General features: G+C 72.3%; 16 protein-coding genes. 8 read left to right on the top strand and 8 right to left on the bottom strand.

The features are described 5' to 3' along the window. Positions 1-51: 51 nt before the first annotated feature. The gene (locus tag MKK53_RS21160) at positions 52-354 is read left to right on the top strand and encodes a DUF3572 domain-containing protein (RefSeq protein WP_243930744.1); all 303 of its coding nucleotides are present in this window, start codon (positions 52-54) and stop codon (positions 352-354) included. Between the two features lie 226 nt (positions 355-580). Here the strand turns inward: MKK53_RS21160 and MKK53_RS21165 are convergent, their stop codons facing one another. The 6 genes from MKK53_RS21165 to MKK53_RS21190 all read right to left on the bottom strand — a co-directional run bounded on the left by MKK53_RS21165 (position 581) and on the right by MKK53_RS21190 (position 9,245). After that, positions 581-1,468, bottom strand: coding sequence for a cell envelope integrity EipB family protein (locus tag MKK53_RS21165; protein ID WP_243930745.1), 888 nt, complete (start codon positions 1,466-1,468; stop codon positions 581-583). A gap of 114 nt (positions 1,469-1,582) precedes the next feature. Then, positions 1,583-2,704 (bottom strand): DUF4167 domain-containing protein, encoded by a 1,122-nt coding sequence (locus tag MKK53_RS21170; protein ID WP_243930746.1) that lies wholly within the window; start codon positions 2,702-2,704, stop codon positions 1,583-1,585. Between the two features lie 492 nt (positions 2,705-3,196). Beyond that, positions 3,197-4,072 (bottom strand): peptide chain release factor N(5)-glutamine methyltransferase, encoded by an 876-nt coding sequence (gene prmC, locus MKK53_RS21175; protein WP_409564389.1) that lies wholly within the window; start codon positions 4,070-4,072, stop codon positions 3,197-3,199. Beyond that, complete coding sequence (prfA, locus tag MKK53_RS21180; protein ID WP_243930747.1) at positions 4,069-5,154, bottom strand: peptide chain release factor 1; 1,086 nt, start codon at positions 5,152-5,154, stop codon at positions 4,069-4,071. The genes prmC and prfA overlap by 4 nt, the downstream gene beginning before the upstream one ends. Before the next feature lie 451 nt (positions 5,155-5,605). Continuing rightward, positions 5,606-7,867 (bottom strand): phosphoenolpyruvate--protein phosphotransferase, encoded by a 2,262-nt coding sequence (gene ptsP / locus MKK53_RS21185; protein WP_243930748.1) that lies wholly within the window; start codon positions 7,865-7,867, stop codon positions 5,606-5,608. A gap of 142 nt (positions 7,868-8,009) precedes the next feature. Continuing rightward, positions 8,010-9,245: an aspartate kinase gene (locus MKK53_RS21190; RefSeq protein ID WP_243930749.1), complete on the bottom strand. Its 1,236-nt coding sequence runs from the start codon at positions 9,243-9,245 to the stop codon at positions 8,010-8,012. 256 nt (positions 9,246-9,501) lie between these two features. Between MKK53_RS21190 and ubiG the strand changes: the two genes are divergently transcribed. The 5 genes from ubiG to MKK53_RS21215 all read left to right on the top strand — a co-directional run bounded on the left by ubiG (position 9,502) and on the right by MKK53_RS21215 (position 13,105). Beyond that, positions 9,502-10,254: a bifunctional 2-polyprenyl-6-hydroxyphenol methylase/3-demethylubiquinol 3-O-methyltransferase UbiG gene (gene ubiG / locus MKK53_RS21195; protein ID WP_243930750.1), complete on the top strand. Its 753-nt coding sequence runs from the start codon at positions 9,502-9,504 to the stop codon at positions 10,252-10,254. A 46-nt stretch (positions 10,255-10,300) separates the two neighbouring features. Next, positions 10,301-10,864 (top strand): YbhB/YbcL family Raf kinase inhibitor-like protein, encoded by a 564-nt coding sequence (locus MKK53_RS21200; protein WP_243930751.1) that lies wholly within the window; start codon positions 10,301-10,303, stop codon positions 10,862-10,864. A gap of 250 nt (positions 10,865-11,114) precedes the next feature. Further along, positions 11,115-11,240: a type B 50S ribosomal protein L36 gene (gene ykgO / locus MKK53_RS21205; RefSeq protein ID WP_238207227.1), complete on the top strand. Its 126-nt coding sequence runs from the start codon at positions 11,115-11,117 to the stop codon at positions 11,238-11,240. Positions 11,241-11,430: 190 nt separating this feature from the next. Beyond that, a complete protein-coding gene (locus tag MKK53_RS21210; protein ID WP_243930752.1) occupies positions 11,431-12,054 on the top strand; it encodes a tetratricopeptide repeat protein in 624 nt (207 codons plus the stop codon). Between the two features lie 40 nt (positions 12,055-12,094). Continuing rightward, positions 12,095-13,105, top strand: coding sequence for an alpha/beta fold hydrolase (locus MKK53_RS21215; RefSeq protein ID WP_243930753.1), 1,011 nt, complete (start codon positions 12,095-12,097; stop codon positions 13,103-13,105). An 18-nt stretch (positions 13,106-13,123) separates the two neighbouring features. On the opposite strand, the gene pyk is transcribed toward MKK53_RS21215, so the two are convergent. Further along, positions 13,124-14,560, bottom strand: coding sequence for a pyruvate kinase (gene pyk / locus MKK53_RS21220; RefSeq protein ID WP_243930754.1), 1,437 nt, complete (start codon positions 14,558-14,560; stop codon positions 13,124-13,126). A gap of 237 nt (positions 14,561-14,797) precedes the next feature. Here pyk and gntA point away from each other — a divergent pair, with 237 nt between their 5' ends. Then, positions 14,798-15,553 carry a guanitoxin biosynthesis heme-dependent pre-guanitoxin N-hydroxylase GntA gene (gene gntA, locus MKK53_RS21225; RefSeq protein WP_243930755.1) on the top strand — a complete coding sequence of 252 codons (756 nt, stop codon included), beginning with the start codon at positions 14,798-14,800 and terminating at the stop codon, positions 15,551-15,553. Positions 15,554-15,641: 88 nt separating this feature from the next. Next, positions 15,642-16,274 (top strand): DUF1989 domain-containing protein, encoded by a 633-nt coding sequence (locus MKK53_RS21230; protein WP_243930756.1) that lies wholly within the window; start codon positions 15,642-15,644, stop codon positions 16,272-16,274. A 221-nt stretch (positions 16,275-16,495) separates the two neighbouring features. On the opposite strand, the gene MKK53_RS21235 is transcribed toward MKK53_RS21230, so the two are convergent. After that, on the bottom strand, positions 16,496-16,933 hold the full coding sequence (locus MKK53_RS21235; protein WP_243930757.1) for a DUF1036 domain-containing protein: 438 nt from the start codon (positions 16,931-16,933) through the stop codon (positions 16,496-16,498). Positions 16,934-16,977: the final 44 nt, after the last annotated feature.

Genomic DNA, 16,977 nt, shown 5'->3' on the forward strand with positions numbered 1-16,977 from the left:
CGATTATGATGAAGGACCCATCAGCCCCATTGCGTCGGTTTTAAGGGTTACATGTTGACGAAAGGCAAACCGCATCAAGCGGATGACCCGGCGGAAAGCCTCGCCGTCGATGTTCTGCTGTGGATCGTGGGGGACGAGGACCGTCTTTTCCCCTTCCTCGCCACGACGGGGCTCGATGTCGAAGCCGTCCGGGCGGGTGCCGGCGACCCGGCCTTCCTGGCGGGCGTGCTGGACTACGTGGCCGGGCACGAGCCGGTGCTGATCGCCTGCGCGAACGCCCTCGCCGTGAAGCCGGAGCGCATCGTCACCGCCTGGCACCGCCTCTCCCCCGCCCCTGACGACGAGTGGATGTAGGGCTTTCTTTCGGGCCGGGGGACGCCGGGGACTGCCGCCACCGATTCCACCGCCGTCAGTCCCACCCACACCCGTCATTGCGAGCGCTGCGACGCGATCCAGGGATCCGCCACGTCCGGACACGGCCCGCTATCCTGGGTTGCTTTGCTGCGCTCGCTAATGACGGCGGCGGGGGGCGGTGACGGGTGTGGAGGGCAAGGACGGCGGTGGTGACCGAAGCCGCCCGTCAGGGCGTACAGCCCTTGTCGGACTCCTTGGCCGGCTTGTCGGCCTCCAGGTCGAGGGCGGTCATGGTGCCGTTCAGGGCAAAGTCGCCGTAGTCGAGCTTGATCCGGCCGCTGACGCCGTTCTCGTAGAGGTCGAAGCTCAGCGTGTAGATCGGCGTGCGCTCGCCGACGCCCTCGGTGTAGTAGGTCAGCTTCACGGGCCAGTGGCGCATGGCGGCGATGGGGCCGGACTGGAGCGGCTTGTCGCCCTCCCCCTCCGGACCGGTGGCCGCGCCCGTGGAGGCGGGCCCGATCACCGCGAAGGTGTCGTAGACCTTCCGGCCGTCGTCGGAGCCGTCGTAGACCTTCACCGACAGGGTGGCCTGCCCGGCCCGCCCCGCTTCGACCAGCCGGCGCATGTGGGCGCTGGGGAAGAGGACCGGCCCCTCGCTGGTGAAGGGCTTGCCCTTGCCCTTGAGCTTCACGCTCAGCCCGTCGTCCCCCTCCGTCGCCGTGCCATCGACGGGGGCGGAGGTGCTGCCGTCCGAGACGGTGGTGGTCTTGAAGCGGAAGTCTCGCCCCTGCCCGCTCTCGAAGGTGGTGCTGCGCAGGTCCGAGACGCGGCTTCCGGTCTCGCCGGAGGTCAGCTCCGTGACCTGCCGGGTCTGCATCGTGTAGCCCCGGCAGGCATCGCCCCGGAAATCGATGACGATGCGCCCGCGGGCCGCCTCGACGGGGCGGCTGCCCGTGCTGCCGCCCAGCGACAGGTCGTAGACCGCCCGGTGGTTGGCGAGGATGACGGGGGGCGATGCGGGGGCCGCGGCCGCATCGGGCGGGGCCGGCGCCGCGAGCGCGGGGCCCGAGAGCACCAGCAGTCCGGCGAGGAGGCGTCGAGGCAGATGGGCCATCGGGGTCCAGGGTTTGCGGCCGACGCGGGATAGACAGCCCGGCGGTTCAGGACAATCCCCGCGCCGCCCCGGACGGCTTCACCAGGGGGCGAAGGCCGGGGCGGCGGGGTCGTCTCACTCGGTCGGGGTCTCGCCGGCGGGCGGCGTGCCGCCCTCGCCGGCCTCGGTGGCTGCGCCTTCGAAGCGCGGCCGGCGACGGCGACGGGGCTTGGGCGCGGGGGCCTCTTCCGCCGCGGTCTCGACGGCGGCCGGGGGCTGCTCGGGCTCGGGTGTGGCGGCGGCCGCGGCCGGGCGGGCCGGAGCCATCAGGAACGCGGGCAGGGCCGCAGCCGTCTCCTCCGCCACGGCGGCCGGCTCCTCGCGCCGACGCTCCCGGCGGGGGGTGGCGGTCTCGGCGGGGCGCTGGAACTCGCTGCGGGGCGCCTCGGCGCGGAAGTCGCGGCGCTGCTCCTGGCGCTCGGACCGGTCCTGGCGCTCGGGGCGGTCCTGACGCTCCTGGCGGTTTTCGCGGTAGTCCTGCCGCTCGCCCCGGGAGCCCTCGGCCCGCTGGTAGTCCTGTCGCGGCTGGTCCTGGCGCGGCTGGTCCTGACGCGGTTGGTCCTGTCGCGGCTGATCCTGGCGGCCATTCTCCTGCCCGCGGTATTCCTGCCGCGGATATTCCTGGCGGTTGTAGTCCTGCCGGTTTCCGTCCTGGCGGCCGTTGTCCTGCCGCTGGCGGTCGCGGCCGTAATCCTGCCGGCCGGCGTTGTCCTGGCGCGGCTGGCCGTCGAAGCGGCGCTGGTCGCGGTTCTGGAAGCGGTCGCGGTTCTGGCGCCCGCCGTCCTGGTAGGAATCCTGGCGCGCCTCGTAGGGCTGGGATTGCTGGCCCGGATCGCCGTACTCGTCCTGCCCGTAGCCCTGGCCGTTATAGCCCTGGCCATTGGACTGGCCGCCCTGGCCCTGGACCTCCTCGTCACCCTCTTCGCCGTCCTCGTCGAAGGCGCGCGAGGCATAGCCGCCCGCGATCGGACGGCTCTGCTCCTGGGCGGCGCCGGAGATGATCCGGAAGTAATGCTCGCCGTGCTGGAAGTAGTTCTCGGCCGCCACGGGATCGCCGGCCGCCAGCGCGTCTCGGGCGAGCTGGGCGTACTTGTCGGCGATGTGCTGAGCGGTACCGCGGATCTTGACGTCGGGGCCGTTCGATTCGTACGAGCGCGTCAGCGGATTGGGACCCTTGGGGCGGTTGCGCCCGCGCATCCGTCGATTCTGGTTCGGTCTCATCGGTCTTCAGTGACCCTCAGTTCACGCCAGACAAATTACAGGGACGTTCGGGTTCGCACGCGGCTTCGATGCGCCGTCCCGACGCGTTCTGCCCGAGAGCAGCCGTGCAAAACCTCGCACGAACCTCACCGGCCGCCTGATCCGCCCCTCGCGTCGCAGGCCGAGGGAGCGGCGCGGCACACAAGCAGGTTGTCAGGTTCGAGCGGTACCGGACCGGCGCGCGAGCCTCGCGTACACCCTGTTCCGGATCTTGAGGGGGTCGGCAAACTACGTGGCGGCCGTGGTCTCCACCGACCCTATCGCGGCTCGTCTTAACGAAACGTTCGCGATCTTCAAGCGGACTCTATCGTCTCCAATGCGCACCAACAAGCTTTTTTCGAGCTTCCCGGCCCGTCGTCCCATCCGGAAGCACGGCGGAGCGCCGGGAGTGCATGGGGAACGGGGCTCCCGGCGGCCCTGTGCGGGACGTCAATACCTGAATGTCAGGGCGCGGTCGTGCCCGGCCAGATCACGCGATAGTGTCTCGAAGATCAGGCCGTCGGCGATGCCGATATCCCGCACCGCCTGCGCCTGATCGTAGCCGATCTCCAGCACGACGGGCGCGCCCGACCTCGGCACCCGGCCCGCGGCGAGGCCGCCCAGGATCCGCCGGTAGGCGTCGAGCCCGTCCGCGCCCCCGTCGAGGGCGGCGCGGGGATCGTGCGCGGCCACCTCCCGGGCGAGGCCGGGGATCGTCCCTGCGGCGATGTAGGGCGGGTTTGAGACCACGAGGTCGAAGGGCCCGCGCAGGGCCTCGCACCAGTCCCCGCGGACGAAATGGGCCCGGTCGCCGACGCCGTTGACCGCGGCGTTGGCGCGGGCGGCCCGGAGCGCCGCCTCCGCGCGGTCCAGCCCCAGGCCGGTGGCGCCCGGCAGCTCCGTCAGCAGGGCGACGAGGATGCAGCCCGAGCCGGTGCCGAGATCGAGGATCCGCAGGGGCGCGCGCCGGTCGGGCAAGGCGGCCAGGGCCGCCTCCACCACCGTCTCGGTGTCGGGGCGCGGCACCAGGGTGTCGGGGACGAGGGCGAAGGGCAGGCCCCAGAACTCCCAGGCCCCGAGGATCCGCGCCACCGGCTCGCCGGCCGCCCGCCGGGCCAGCGCCGCGGCGAGGCGCGGCGCCGCCTCGCCGAGGGGGCGGTCCCCGTCGAGGGCGAGGTCGCGGGGGGTGAGGCCAAGGAGCCCCATGAGGAGGAAGCGGGCGTCCCGCGCGCCATCCGCGATGCCCGAGGCGGCGAGGCGGGCGGCGGCGTGGCGCAGGGCGGCGCGGCGGCTCGCGGAGGCGTCGAGGCCGCCCTCCCCGCTCACGCCATCCCCTCGGCGGCGAGCAGCTCCGCCTGATGCTCGGCGATCAGCGCGTCCACCACCTCGTCGAGGGCGGTGCCGGCCATCACCTCTTCGAGCTTGTAGAGGGTCAGGTTGATCCGGTGGTCGGTCACCCGCCCCTGCGGGAAATTGTAGGTGCGGATGCGCTCCGAGCGGTCCCCGGAGCCGACCTGCGCCTTGCGGTCGGCGGCCCGGACGGAATCCTTGGCGGTGCGCTCGGCGTCGTAGAGCTTCGCCCGCAGCAGCGACATCGCCCGCGCCCGGTTCTTGTGCTGCGAGCGCTCCTCCTGGACGAAGACCACGATCCCCGTCGGCATGTGGGTGATGCGGATCGCCGACTCCGTCTTGTTGACGTGCTGGCCGCCCGCGCCCTGGGCGCGCATCGTGTCGATCTTCAGGTCGGCGTCGTTGACGACGATATCGACCTCCTCCGCCTCCGGCAGTACGGCGACGGTGGCCGCCGAGGTGTGGATGCGCCCCTGCGTCTCGGTGTCCGGCACCCGCTGCACCCGGTGGGCGCCGCTCTCGAACTTCATCCGGGCGAAGACGCCCCGGCCCTTCACTTCGGCGATGACCTCGCGGAAGCCCCCCACCGTGCCCTCGCTCTCCGAGACCACCTCGACGCGCCAGCCCTTCGTCTCCGCGTACTTGGCGTACATGCGGAACAGGTCGCCCGCGAACAGGGCCGCCTCGTCCCCGCCGGTGCCGGCGCGGATTTCGAGGATGGCACTCTTCTCGTCGGCCGCATCCTTCGGAAGGAGCATCAGCTGCAGGGCGCGGTGGGCGGCCTCCAGCCCCTCCTCGGCCTCCGGCTTCTCCTCGGCGGCGAGCGCCCGCATCTCCGGGTCGGTCCCTGCCTCGTCGATCATCGCCTCGATGCCCGTCAGGTTGTCGAGGGCCGCCCGGTAGGCGCGGATCGCCGCCACCACGGGGTCGAGGTCGGACAATTCGCGCGAGAGCTGCACGACGGTCTCGGACTCGCCCTCGCCGGAGGCGAGCTGCGCGGTGACGAGGTCGTGCCGGACGAGGATGGCGTCGAGTCGGTCGGGGGGAAAAGGTATCATCGCCCGGTTGTTCTGTGGGGACGTCGGTGTGTCGCCCTGGTTCCGCGAGGGGGTACAACCCCGGCGGAAGGTTTCGCAAGGTGGCAGGGGGCGCAACATGGGCCTGCCCCGCCATCGGGAACGTGGCCGGAGGCGGGCGCGCCCTGCCGCCAACGCCGCCATTGCGCGCAACGCGAAGCATTCCAGACGGCGCCGCCTCGTCCGGATGAGCCGCGCTCTGGAGCGCTTCGGCCCCGCCCCGCAACGACGGGGGTGGCGGGCGGGGACGTTCGGGGATGCAGACCGCCGGTCCCACCCTCCCCCCCTCATCCTGAGGTGCCGGCGCGCAGCGTCGGCCTCGAAGGAGGGCCGCAGCCGGCCGCGCGATCCCTGGAGCCCTCCTTGGAAGCGGCTTCGCCGCACCTCAGGATGAGGTCGAGGGGTGGGACCGACTCACCCTCAGACACTTGCGCTAGATCGGCACGCCGTTGTCGTGGGCGTAGGCGGTGAGCAGCGGGCGCAGGGTCTGGCCGTCGTGCATGGAGGCCATCTCGGCCTCGATCAGCCGGGCGACCTCACCCGCGTCGAGGCCCAGCACCATCGCCTTCACGGGGCCGATGGCGGCGGGGGACATGGAGAGGTTGCGGAAGCCGAGCCCGATCAGCGCCATGGCGTCGAGGGGGCGTCCGCCGATCTCGCCGCAGACCGTCACCGGGCAGTCGGCCGCGTTCGCCCTCTCCGCGATGAGGCGGAAGGCCCGCAGGGCCGCCACCGAGAGCGGATCGAACCGGTCGGCCACGCGCCGGTTCTCCCGGTCCACCGCGAACAGGAACTGCATCAGGTCGTTGGAGCCCACCGAGAGGAAATCCGCCTCCCGGGCGATCTCGTCGATCTGGAACAGGAGCGAGGGCACCTCGACCATCGCCCCGAGCTCGCAGGGGTGGGGCAGCGGATAGCCGTGCCGGGCGAGGTGGGCCTTCTCCCGCTCCACGATCTCCCGCGCCTGGGTGAATTCGTGGACGGTGGCCACCATCGGGAACATGATCTTCAGGGGCCGCCCCTCGGCCGCCTTGAGGAGCGCGCGCAGCTGCATCCGCAGCAGGGCGGGCCGGTCCAGGCCGATGCGGATCGCCCGCCAGCCGAGCGCCGGGTTCTCCTCCTCCAGCTTGGCCATGTAGGGGAGGATCTTGTCGCCGCCGATGTCCAGGGTGCGCACGGTCACGGGCCGCCCGCCCGAGGCGGCGAAGGCCTGCCGGTACAGCGCCTGCTGCTCGGCGGCCGAGGGCATCCGCTGCGCCACCATGAACTGCAGCTCGGTGCGGAACAGGCCGACGCCCTCCGCCCCGGTCTCCTCCAGATGGCTGAAGTCGATCAGCAGCCCGGCATTGAGGTGGAGCCCGACCTTCATCCCGTCGCGGGTGACGGCCGCCACGTCGCGCAGGGCGCGGTACTGCTCCTGCCGCCGGGCGCGCAGGCGCACCATCTCGGCGTAGGACGACTCGATCTCCGGGCCGGGGCGGACGTGGATCTCCCCCGCCACGCCGTCCACGATGATCGCGTCGCCGGATTCGCACAGCGCCGTGGCGTTCTCCACCTCGCCCACGGCGGGGATGCCCAGCGCCCGCGCCACGATGGCGACGTGGCTCGTGGGCCCGCCCTCTTCCAGCACGATCCCGCGCAACGTGCCCGAATCGTAGTCGAGGAGCGCCGCCGGGCCCATGGTCCGCGCCACCAGGATGGCGTTCTCGGGCAGGGCCGCATGCCCCGCCGCCCCCGGGCCGATCAGGGCGCGCAGCAGGCGGTTGGCGAGGTCGTCGAGGTCGTGCAGGCGCTCGCGCAGGTACGGGTCGGACTGGCGCAGCATCCGCGCCCGGTTGTCCGACTGCACCCGCTCCACCGCGGCCTCGGCGGTGAGGCCCGAGGCGACGGCCTCGCGCATCCGCCGCAGCCACCCCTGGTCGTGGGCGAACATCCGCACGGTCTCGAGCACCTCGCGGGACTCGGCGGTGCCGATGCGGTCCCCCCGCTCCACCAGGGCGTCGATGGCCGAGCGCACGCTGCCGATGGCGGAGTCGAGCCGCTGCACCTCGCGGTCGACGTTCTCGGCGATCAGGGTCTTCACCACGAGGCGCGGCTCGTGCAGCACCACGTGGCCGAGCCCGATCCCGTCCGACAGGGCGACGCCCCGCGCCATCACCGGGCGCCTCGAGGCGGCGCTCGCCTGCGAGCCGAGCCCGTCGAGCTCGCCCGAGGCGATCATCTCCGAGAGCACCATCGCGGTGGTCTGGAGCGCCTCGATCTCCTCCTCGGAATAGACCCGGTAGGTCTTGTTCTGGACGGTCAGCACGCCGAGCGTGTGCCCGGCCCGCAGCAGGGGCACGCCGAGGAAGGCGTGGTAGACCTCCTCCCCGGTCTCCGGCCGGTAGGAGAAGGCCGGGTGCTTCTGCGCGTCGGACAGGGCCAGGGGCTCGGCCGTCGAGGCGATCAGGCCGACGAGGCCCTCGTCGGCGCGCAACCGGGTGAGATGCACCGCCTCGCGGTTCAGGCCCTCGGTGGCGAAGAGTTCGAGGATGTTGTCGTCCCGCAGGACGTAGACCGAGCAGACCTCGGCCACCACGTTCGCCGCGATCAGGACGACGATCCGGTCGAGACGCGCCTGCGGGCTCACCGGCTCCGCCATGGCTTCGCGGAGGCGGCGCAGCAGAAGGCGCGGGCCTCCGAGCGCAGCGGGCATCGTATCGTCGTTCCAGCGTCGGTGGGCGGCCGTGGCGTCGGCCCCCTGCAACCTTGGCGCCAAACGCCCCGGGACGGCAATCCGTCCCGGGGCGTTTAGTTCATCTGGGCACGCCTTTCGACAGGCGGCGCCCGGCCGGGCCTCAGGCCTGGTCCAGCCCGTAGAGGGAATGGAGCGTGCGCACGGCCAGCTCGGTGTAGGCGGCGTCGATCAATACCGAGAATTTGATCTCGGAGGTGGTGATCGCGCGGATGTTGATGCCCTTCTCGGCGAGCGCCCGGAACGCCTTGGCGGCGACGCCGGCATGGCTGCGCATCCCGACGCCGATGGCCGAGACCTTCACCACGTCCGTGGCGCCCTCGATCTGGGCGTAGCCGATCTGCCCGCTCGCCTCGTCGAGGATGGCCCGGGCGCGCTGGTACTCCGCCGAGGGGACCGTGAACGTCATGTCGGTGGTCGACTGGTCGCCCGAGACCGTCTGGATGATCATGTCGACGTTGATGTTCGCGTCGGCCAGGGGGCCGAAGATCGCGGCGGCGACGCCGGGGCTGTCCTTGACCCGGCGCAGGGTGATCTGCGCCTCGTCCCGGGAAAACGCGATCCCGGTGATGATCTGCTGTTCCACGATGTCGTCCTCGTCGCAGATGAGGGTGCCCGGGCGCGCGGCGTCCGGCGGGTCGAAGGAGGAACGGACGGTGGTCGGCACCCGGTGCACCATCGCGAGCTCGACGGAGCGCACCTGCAGCACCTTGGCGCCCAGCGAGGCCATCTCCAGCATTTCCTCGAAGGTCACGCGCTCCATGCGCCGGGCCTTCGGCACGATCCGCGGATCGGTGGTGTAGACGCCGTCCACGTCCGTGTAGATGTCGCAGCGCTCGGCGCCGATCGCCGCCGCCACGGCCACCGCCGAGGTGTCCGAGCCGCCGCGGCCGAGGGTCGTCACCCGGCCGCTCTCGGCGTGGATGCCCTGGAAGCCGGCGATCACCGCCACCTCGCCCCGGGCGAACCCGGCATCGAGGTTGGCGGAGGGGATGTCGGCGATGCGCGCCGAGCCGTGAGCCTCGGAGGTGAGGACCGGGATCTGCCAGCCCTGCCAGGAGCGCGCCTTCAGCCCCTCCTTCTGGAGGGCGATGGCCAGCAGGCCCGCCGTCACGAGTTCGCCCGAGGCGACCACGGCGTCGTACTCGGCCGTGTCGTAGAGGGCGTTGGCGTCCTTCACCCACTCGACCATTTCGTTGGTCTTGCCCGACATCGCCGAGACGATGACGGCGACCTCGTAGCCGGCCGCGACCTCACGGGCCACGTGGCGCGCGACGTTGCGGATGCGGTCGAGGTTCGCGACGGACGTGCCGCCGAATTTCATCACCAGACGGGGCATTCTTCGAACGTTTCCAAGCCCGTGCAGCCGGAGCGGGCGTCCCGCCGAAGACCGGCCGGGGCCCGGCCCCGGACGGGTGTCGCGGGTACTCGCGCCGGTCCGCACTGTCAACGTCCGGCCAAGCCGCGAGGGTGTCCGCCGCCGCCCTCGGGGCCGTGCCCGAGCCCATGGCGTCCCCCCGGCGCGACAGCCGCGCCGCTTGCGCTCGCCCCCCAGATGGGGTGGAGGTCGCGGCGGATCGAAAAGGGGCGGCCTCATGTTGGCGCGGGAGAATGCGGGCGGGTTCGTCGACCGGGAGGAGGTCGCGCGGTTCGATGCCCTGGCCGCCACGTGGTGGGACGAGGCCGGGCCGATGCGGGTGCTGCACCGGTTCAACCCGGTGCGCCTCGGCTATATCCGCGACGCCCTCTGCCGCCACCACGGCCGCGACCCGCAGGCGCCCTTCGCCCTCGACGGCCTGACCGTCTGCGACGTCGGCTGCGGCGGTGGCGTCCTGTCGGAGCCCCTGGCCCGGCTCGGCGCCACGGTGACGGGGCTCGACCCGGCCGAGCGCAACCTCGCCGTCGCCCGCGCCCATGCGGAGGCCGCGGGCGTGCCGGTGGATTACCGGGCGCAGACCATCGAGGAGGTGGTCGCCTCCGGGGCCACGTTCGACGCCGTGCTGATCATGGAGGTGGTGGAGCACGTCTCCGACATGCCGGCCTTCGTGCGCAGCGCCTGCGCCGCGGTGAAGCCCGGGGGGCTGCTGTTCGCGGCCACCCTCAACCGAACGATGCGCTCCTTCGCCCTCGCCATCGTCGGCGCGGAATACGTCCTCGGCTGGCTGCCGAAGGGCACCCACGATTGGGGGAAGTTCGTGAAGCCCGACGAGTTGTCCGCCGCGATCCGGGCCGGGGGGCTCCGCGTCTCCGACACGGCCGGCGTCGTCTACAACCCCCTCGACGACGGCTGGCGCATCGGGCGCGACACGGCGGTCAACTACATGCTGAGCGCCGCGCGGCCGGCGTGAACAGGCGCCCCCCTGCGCCGTTGACCGGCGTCAGAAGGAGTGCCCGATGCTTGAGAAGATGCCCCGTGTGTTGGGCGAGGCCCTGTCGGGCGTGAAGGCCGGTCTCGACGGGACCACCTTCCACGCCGCCTTCCCCGACGCGCCCCCGGAGGTGCGGGTGTCGAGCGACGCCTTCGCCGACCGGGCCGCCATTCCGCCGCGCTTCACCGCCGACGGCGAGGGCACCTCCCCGCCCCTCGCCTGGGACGGCCTGCCGCCGGGCACGGCCGCCCTCGCCGTCATCGTGGAAGACGCCGGCAGCCCGACGCCCCGGCCCCTCGTCCACCTCCTGGCCTGGAACATCGACCCCGCAGGCCGCCTCGCCGAGGGCGCCGCCGCGGGCGAGGCCGCCGCCGGCCCGACCCTCGGCAAGAACAGCTTCATGAAGGCCGGGTGGCTGCCGCCGGACCCGCCCACCGGCCACGGCGACCATCAGTACCTCTTCCAGGTCTACGCCCTCTCCCGGCGGCTCGACCTCGATGCCGGGTCCGGCCGCGAGGCGCTGGTCGAGGCCATGCAGGGCCACGTGCTCGCCAAGGGCAGCCTGACGGGGACCTACGCGAGGGCGTGAGTCCTCGCGCCTCCGAGCGGGCGCGGCCATCCCGAGTGTCTTCGGGGGCGCACCGCCACCCCGGCCCGCCCCTCCTCGACCGCGGGGGCGGAGCCCAAGGCTTGCCTCCGGGGGACGAATCCTGATATGGCGGCGCCGATCCCGCGATGCCTGAGCCGTCGTCGCCGGGCACGCCCTGCGTGTCCCGAGACCGGCCGGACGTTTTCGACAGACCCCGTTCCTGGACGGCCCCTCGCGGGCCGAGAGACAGATGAAGATCCGCAACTCCCTCAAGTCCCTGCTCGGCCGCCACCGCGACAACCAGCTCGTGCGCCGGAAGGGCCGTGTCTACATCATCAACAAGACCCAGAAGCGCTTCAAGGCCCGCCAGGGCTGAGCCTCGCACCATCCTCATCGCATCGCCCTCGGGCCTGCGGTGACGGGGGAGGTGAAGCGGTCGTCTCGTGAGCCGGCCGTCCGCGCATCGGATCGAAAAGCCGCGTCCCCCCGGGCGCGGCTTTCCTGCGTGGGGCGACGCGGCACGACGGCGCGTTGACGCGGAGGCCGGTCCGCCGCAGCTTGCGGTCATGCCGCGCGCTTGCCCGACCGCCCTCCTGCTCCTCCTGTCCGCCCTGCCCCTTGCGGCGGGGGCGTCCGCCGCGCCCTCCGAGGGCAATGCGGGGATGGGGCGCCCCGCCCCGGCGAAGGGGCCTCAAAAGCCCGCCCCCATGGCGCCCACCCTCGACGCCCTGTTCGAGCGCCTGAAGGCCAGCGACGACCCGGCCGAGGCCCGGGGCATCGCCCGGCTCATCGAACAGCGGCTCGACCGGTCGGGGAGCGCCACCGTCGACCTCCTCACCGACCGGGCGCGGCAGGCGATGACCGGCCGCGACTTCGCCCTCGCCGCCGAACTGATGGACCGGGCCACCGCCCTCGACCCGAACTGGGCCGAAGGCTGGAACCGCCGGGCGACGGTGTTCTGGCTGCTCTCCGACAAGGGCGAGGCGGTGTCCGACCTGCAGCGGGCCCTGGTGCTGGAACCCCGCCACTTCGAGGCGTGGTCGGCGCTGGGCAAGATCTACGAATCGATGGACGAGAAGCGGCAGGCGCTCGCGGCCTTCCGCCGGGCCCTCGCCCTCTACCCGACGATGGACAAGATCCGCGAGGCGGTGGACCGCCTCGCCCCCGACGTGGATGGCCGCGACCTGTGAGACATCCGCGCGTCGTGCCGGCTCCGGCGGTCCTCCGGTGATGGGGCGCGCCGCCGCCCTCCTCCTCGTCATCCTCGCCTTTCCCTTCGCGGCGGTGGGGCTCGTCCTGCTCCTCGGGGCGATGGCGAGCCTGATCATCTCCCTGCGGGTCGGCGCGCTCTATCCCCCCGCCGGGCCGTTCGTGGACGTGCCCGGGGGCCGGCTCGCGACGATGCAGGCGGGGCCGGCGGACGGGCCGCCGGTGGTGCTGTTGCACGGGGCCTCGGCCAACTCCGCGGACCCGATGGGGGGCGTCGGGCATCTGCTGGCCGCGCGGGGCTTCCGCGTGGTGGCCTTCGACCGACCGGGCTTCGGCTGGAGCGATCGTCCCGGCGGCGGCGGCGATGCCGACCCCGCCGCGCAGGCCCGGCTGATCGCGCAGGCCCTCGCCGCCCTCAGGATCGGCCCGGCCATCGTCCTCGGCCATTCCTGGGCCGGGGCCCTCGCCCTGGCCCTGGCCCTCGATTACCCGGATCGGGTCTCCGGCCTCGTCCTCGCCGCCCCGGTGGCGATGCCGATGCCGGGGCCGATGACCCTGCCCTGGTACTGGCGCCTCGCCCTCAAGCCGCCGGTCCTGTGGGTGCTCAGCCGCACGGTGGGGCCCCCCGTCGCCCTCGCCTATCTCGGCGAGGTCGGGCGGCGGGTGTTCAAGCCCGAGGAGCCCGTGCCGGGCTACCTCGAAACCTCGCGCTCCGCCCTGGTCCTGAGGCCGGGGACGCTGCTCGCCAACGTGCAGGACCTCGTCGGCCTCCCCTCCGCCCTGGCCGCGATGAGCCCGCGCTACGGATCCCTCCGCCTCCCGACGACCGTCGTCGCCGGCGCCGCCGACCCGATCGTGCGGGCGGACGCCCAGGCCGTGCCGCTCTCGCGGGCGATCCCGGACGCCCACCTCGTGCTGCTGCCGGGGGTGGGGCACATGCTCCACTACACGGCGCCGGACGCCCTCGCGGGGGCCGTCTCAGATCTCGAAGCCACCCTGCGACGGAAAACGTCGCCGGTCTCGGCGCCCTGATCGACCCCCCCTGACCGGTCACGCCTTCTCGGCGTGCTCCCGGGTGATGAAGGTGAGGCGCACGAGGTTCGTGGCGCCGGGCGTCCCGAAGGGCAGGCCGGCGACGACGATGATCCGGTCCCCCACCGCGGCGAACTTCTCGCGCACGGCGAACTTGGCGGCGCGGAAGGACATGTCGTCCACGTCGCTCGCATCCTTCGTCACGATGGGGTGGACGCCCCAGGCGATGGCCAGCCGCCGGGCCGTCTCCCGGCGGGGCGTGAGGGCGATCACCGAGGCGTTCGGGCGCTCGCGGGTGAGGCGCAGCACCGTCGAGCCCGAATTGGTCCAGGCCATGATCGCCTCGAGGTCGAGGGCGTTGACCATCTGGTGGGCCGCCGCGGCGATGGCGTCGGCGGCGGTGTGGTCGGGGGTGGCGTTCTGGGCCCCGATGATCGACCAGTACAGCGCGTCGCGCTCCACCTGCTCGGCGATCCGGCTCATCGTCGTCACGGCCTCGATCGGGTAGGACCCGGCCGCGCTCTCGGCCGAGAGCATCACCGCGTCGGCGCCCTCGTAGACGGCGGTCGCCACGTCCGAGACCTCGGCGCGGGTCGGCACCGGGGCGGTGATCATCGATTCGAGCATCTGCGTCGCCACGACCACCGGCTTGCCGGCCCGGCGCGCCCCGCGGGTGAGGCGCTTCTGGACGCCGGGCACCTGCTCCAGGGGCATCTCGACCCCGAGGTCGCCGCGGGCGACCATCAGGCCGTCGGACACCTCGATGATCTCATCGAGCCGGGTCAGGGCCTGCGGCTTCTCGATCTTGGCCATCACCAGGGCGCGGCCGGCGCAGACCTTCTTCACCTCGGCCACGTCCTCCGGCCGCTGGACGAAGGACACGGCGATCCAGTCCGCCCCCGCGTTGAGGCCGGCCTCCAGGTCGGAGCGGTCCTTCTCCGTCATCGCCGGCACGGGCAGGACCGTGTGCGGCAGCGACACGCCCTTCTTGTTCGAGATCCGCCCGCCGACCTCGACGCGGGTCACCGCGCGGGTGCCCGTGGTCTCGGTCACCGCCAGGCGCAGCTTGCCGTCGTCCAGCAGGATCGCGTGGCCGGGCTCCAGGGCCTCCAGGATCTCCGGGTGGGGGAGATGGCAGCGGGTGACGTCGCCGGGGGTCGGGTCGCCGTCGAGGACGAACTCCGCCCCCTGCACCAGCATCGCCGCCCCGTCCGCGAACACGCCCAGGCGGAGCTTGGGCCCCTGGAGGTCCACGAGGATGCCGATGGGCCGCTTCGCCTCGCGCTCGATGGCGCGGATGATCTCGACCTTCTCGGGCAGCTTCTCCCGGGACAGGTGGCTCATGTTGAGGCGGAAGACGTCCACGCCGGCCTTGAACAGCCGTTCGATCATCTCCGGCGTATCCGAAGCGGGGCCGAGCGTCGCGACGATCTTTGTGCGGCGGGAACGTTTCAAGCGGCGGCCCTCCGGGACCTTGTGTGCGCTACCCTCGGTAGCGGGCGGTCCGTCCCGGGGGTCTGAGCACCCGGGGCGCCGCGCCGTCAAGCGGGCGGGGACCGGCCCGGCCGGCGCATCCCGAGAAAACACGCTGTCGCAGCCAGGAACGCTCAAGGCCCCGTGAGGTTGGCCAATTGCCAGGCGCGTGCTGCCTAAGGCTTAGGCATTTCCTAGTTGTGGAAAAGCAGAGATAAAATGGAACTACCGCGCGACGACCGCGAGCACCCGTGTGCCCGTGCCTTTCGAGAGTTCATCCAAGATCCTCCGTTTCCCTGCGTCGGCGCGAAATCGGCCCTTTCACGGGGGCGCTTGAAGATCGTGGTGGCCCGAGACATCACGTCGGGCTGGGACGACATGCGGATTTACCCCGCTCTTCTGGCGTTCATCGTCGGGTACAGGGAGTCGCCCGACCTGTTCCAGAGCTTTGCGGTGGTGTTCGAAGGGCCCGGATCGATCACCGAGGAGCGGTTCGAGGAGAGCCTGTGGGCCAGGGCGCAATCCCTGTCGGACAAGGATTCGTGGCTGGGCCAGCCCTATGACGGGTCGGTGGCGACCGATCCGGACAACCCGCATTTCTCGCTGAGCTTCGGCGGCGAGGCGTTCTTCGTGGTCGGCCTGCACCCCGGGGCGAGCCGCCCGGCCCGGCGGTTCCCGCACCCGGTCATGGTGTTCAACCTCCACGCGCAGTTCGCCCGGCTTCGGGCGGAGGGACGCTACGAGAAGTTGCGTGCCTCGATCCTCCAGCGGGACGAGGCCTTCGCCGGCAGCGCCAACCCGATGCTGGCGCGGCACGGTGAGGCGTCGGAGGCACGGCAGTACAGCGGGCGGCAGGTCGATCCCGACTGGCGCTGCCCCTTCGTCCCGCGGGCCGAGGCCGGCCCCGACGGCGACGCCCCCACCCGCGAGCCGGTCCACCCGTTCGATCTCCCGCTCTTCGACGGCGCGGCCTGAACCCACGCCGCGAATGGATCGGCCCGGTCGGCGTTCCCGCAGGCCGGGCCGCCGTCCCGGGCCGGAGGAGCGGAAGAGGATGTGTTCCATGGAAGGGCTGGCCGAGGCCGCCGACGGCGCCTGCGAGATCGCGCCGCGCTCAGGGGTGGCCTTCACCCTCGACCGGGGCGACCGGCTGACGGTGATCGACCCGCGCGGGGAGCAGGTGGCCGATCTCGTCGCCTACAACCGGCACGACCTCGACGAGGTGATCTCCTCGGGGCGGACGCTCGACTACGCGAGCCGGATCTACCTGACGACGGGCGATCCGCTCTACTCGAACCGCTCCAACGTGCTCTTGCGCATCGTGGAGGACACGGTCGGGCGGCACGACTTCCTGCTGACGCCGTGCTCGGCGGACACGTTCCGGATCATCTACGGCGATACGCAGCCCCACCGGGGCTGTTTCGGCAACCTTGCGGCGGCGCTGGAACCCTACGGGATCGCGCCGGACCGGATCCCGGTGGCGTTCAACTGTTTCATGAACGTGCCCATCGACGGGACGACCGGGGCGATCACCGTGGCGCCCCCCCTGAGCAAGGCCGGCGACCGCATCGTCTTCGAGGCGGAGGCGGATCTCGTCATCGGCCTCACCGCCTGCTCGGCGCTGCAGTCCAACAACGGCAGCTTCAAGCCGATCCACTACCGGGTCGACCGTGCCACCCCGCCCTCGCGCGGCTAGCGCGGCGGCCGAGGGCAGCGGGGCTTTTCCGGAGGTGGCGGCTCCCTGGATTGCTTCGCTGCGCTCGCAAAGACGGCGGTGGTTCTGGAGCCCTCCCCGTCATCGCGAGCGCAGCGACGCGACCCAGGGCGGCGGGCGTTTTCCGGAGGTGGCGGCCCGCTGGATTGCTTCGCTGCGCTCGCAAGGACGGCGGCGGTTCGGAGGCCCTCGCCGTTACCGGGTCAGGGCTTGGCGGCGGTGGCCGGTGAGCGCTCGGGCTCGGTGAGCTGGATCGTCCAGTTCTTCTGCTCGCCGGTGTCGATCTCGAAGAAGCCGTTGCGGTCGAATCCGCGGGCGAGGCAGTCCTCGATCCCGCGGATGGTGAACTCCGCGTCGCGGGTGCACATCAGCGCCCGCCCGCCCCATTCGCCGCCCCGGGTGTAGTCGACGGCGAAGACGTAATAGAACCGCGCCACCAGCGAGCCGGAGAGGAGCGTCTCGCAGCCCTTCGGCTTCAGCTCCCACCAGCCCTCGGTGACCCAGCCCTGGGTGTCGCGGTAGCCCAGTGACACCCCGACCTTGCTCTCCGTCTGATTGCACAGCCGGAGGTCGGCCCGGGCCGGCCCCGCGAGGAGGACGAGGGCCGCCAGCGGCACGGCTCGCCCCAGCCACCCCCTCATCCTGAGGCTCCGTCGCGCGGGCGACGGCCTCGAAGGAGGGGTCC

The sequence above is a fragment of the Methylobacterium sp. J-076 genome (assembly GCF_022829405.1).
Lineage (GTDB): Bacteria > Pseudomonadota > Alphaproteobacteria > Rhizobiales > Beijerinckiaceae > Methylobacterium.

What these genes read in the sequence shown, in the direction of transcription:
- MKK53_RS21160 (WP_243930744.1), top strand. Translation starts at nt 52, where the DNA reads ATGTTGACGAAAGGCAAACCGCATCAAGCGGATGACCCGGCGGAAAGC.
- MKK53_RS21165 (WP_243930745.1), bottom strand. Translation starts at nt 1,468, where the DNA reads ATGGCCCATCTGCCTCGACGCCTCCTCGCCGGACTGCTGGTGCTCTCG.
- MKK53_RS21170 (WP_243930746.1), bottom strand. Translation starts at nt 2,704, where the DNA reads ATGCGCGGGCGCAACCGCCCCAAGGGTCCCAATCCGCTGACGCGCTCG.
- prfA (WP_243930747.1), bottom strand. Translation starts at nt 5,154, where the DNA reads ATGATACCTTTTCCCCCCGACCGACTCGACGCCATCCTCGTCCGGCAC.
- ptsP (WP_243930748.1), bottom strand. Translation starts at nt 7,867, where the DNA reads ATGCCCGCTGCGCTCGGAGGCCCGCGCCTTCTGCTGCGCCGCCTCCGC.
- MKK53_RS21190 (WP_243930749.1), bottom strand. Translation starts at nt 9,245, where the DNA reads ATGCCCCGTCTGGTGATGAAATTCGGCGGCACGTCCGTCGCGAACCTC.
- ubiG (WP_243930750.1), top strand. Translation starts at nt 9,502, where the DNA reads ATGTTGGCGCGGGAGAATGCGGGCGGGTTCGTCGACCGGGAGGAGGTC.
- MKK53_RS21200 (WP_243930751.1), top strand. Translation starts at nt 10,301, where the DNA reads ATGCTTGAGAAGATGCCCCGTGTGTTGGGCGAGGCCCTGTCGGGCGTG.
- ykgO (WP_238207227.1), top strand. Translation starts at nt 11,115, where the DNA reads ATGAAGATCCGCAACTCCCTCAAGTCCCTGCTCGGCCGCCACCGCGAC.
- MKK53_RS21210 (WP_243930752.1), top strand. Translation starts at nt 11,431, where the DNA reads ATGCCGCGCGCTTGCCCGACCGCCCTCCTGCTCCTCCTGTCCGCCCTG.
- MKK53_RS21215 (WP_243930753.1), top strand. Translation starts at nt 12,095, where the DNA reads ATGGGGCGCGCCGCCGCCCTCCTCCTCGTCATCCTCGCCTTTCCCTTC.
- gntA (WP_243930755.1), top strand. Translation starts at nt 14,798, where the DNA reads ATGGAACTACCGCGCGACGACCGCGAGCACCCGTGTGCCCGTGCCTTT.
- MKK53_RS21230 (WP_243930756.1), top strand. Translation starts at nt 15,642, where the DNA reads ATGGAAGGGCTGGCCGAGGCCGCCGACGGCGCCTGCGAGATCGCGCCG.
- MKK53_RS21235 (WP_243930757.1), bottom strand. Translation starts at nt 16,933, where the DNA reads ATGAGGGGGTGGCTGGGGCGAGCCGTGCCGCTGGCGGCCCTCGTCCTC.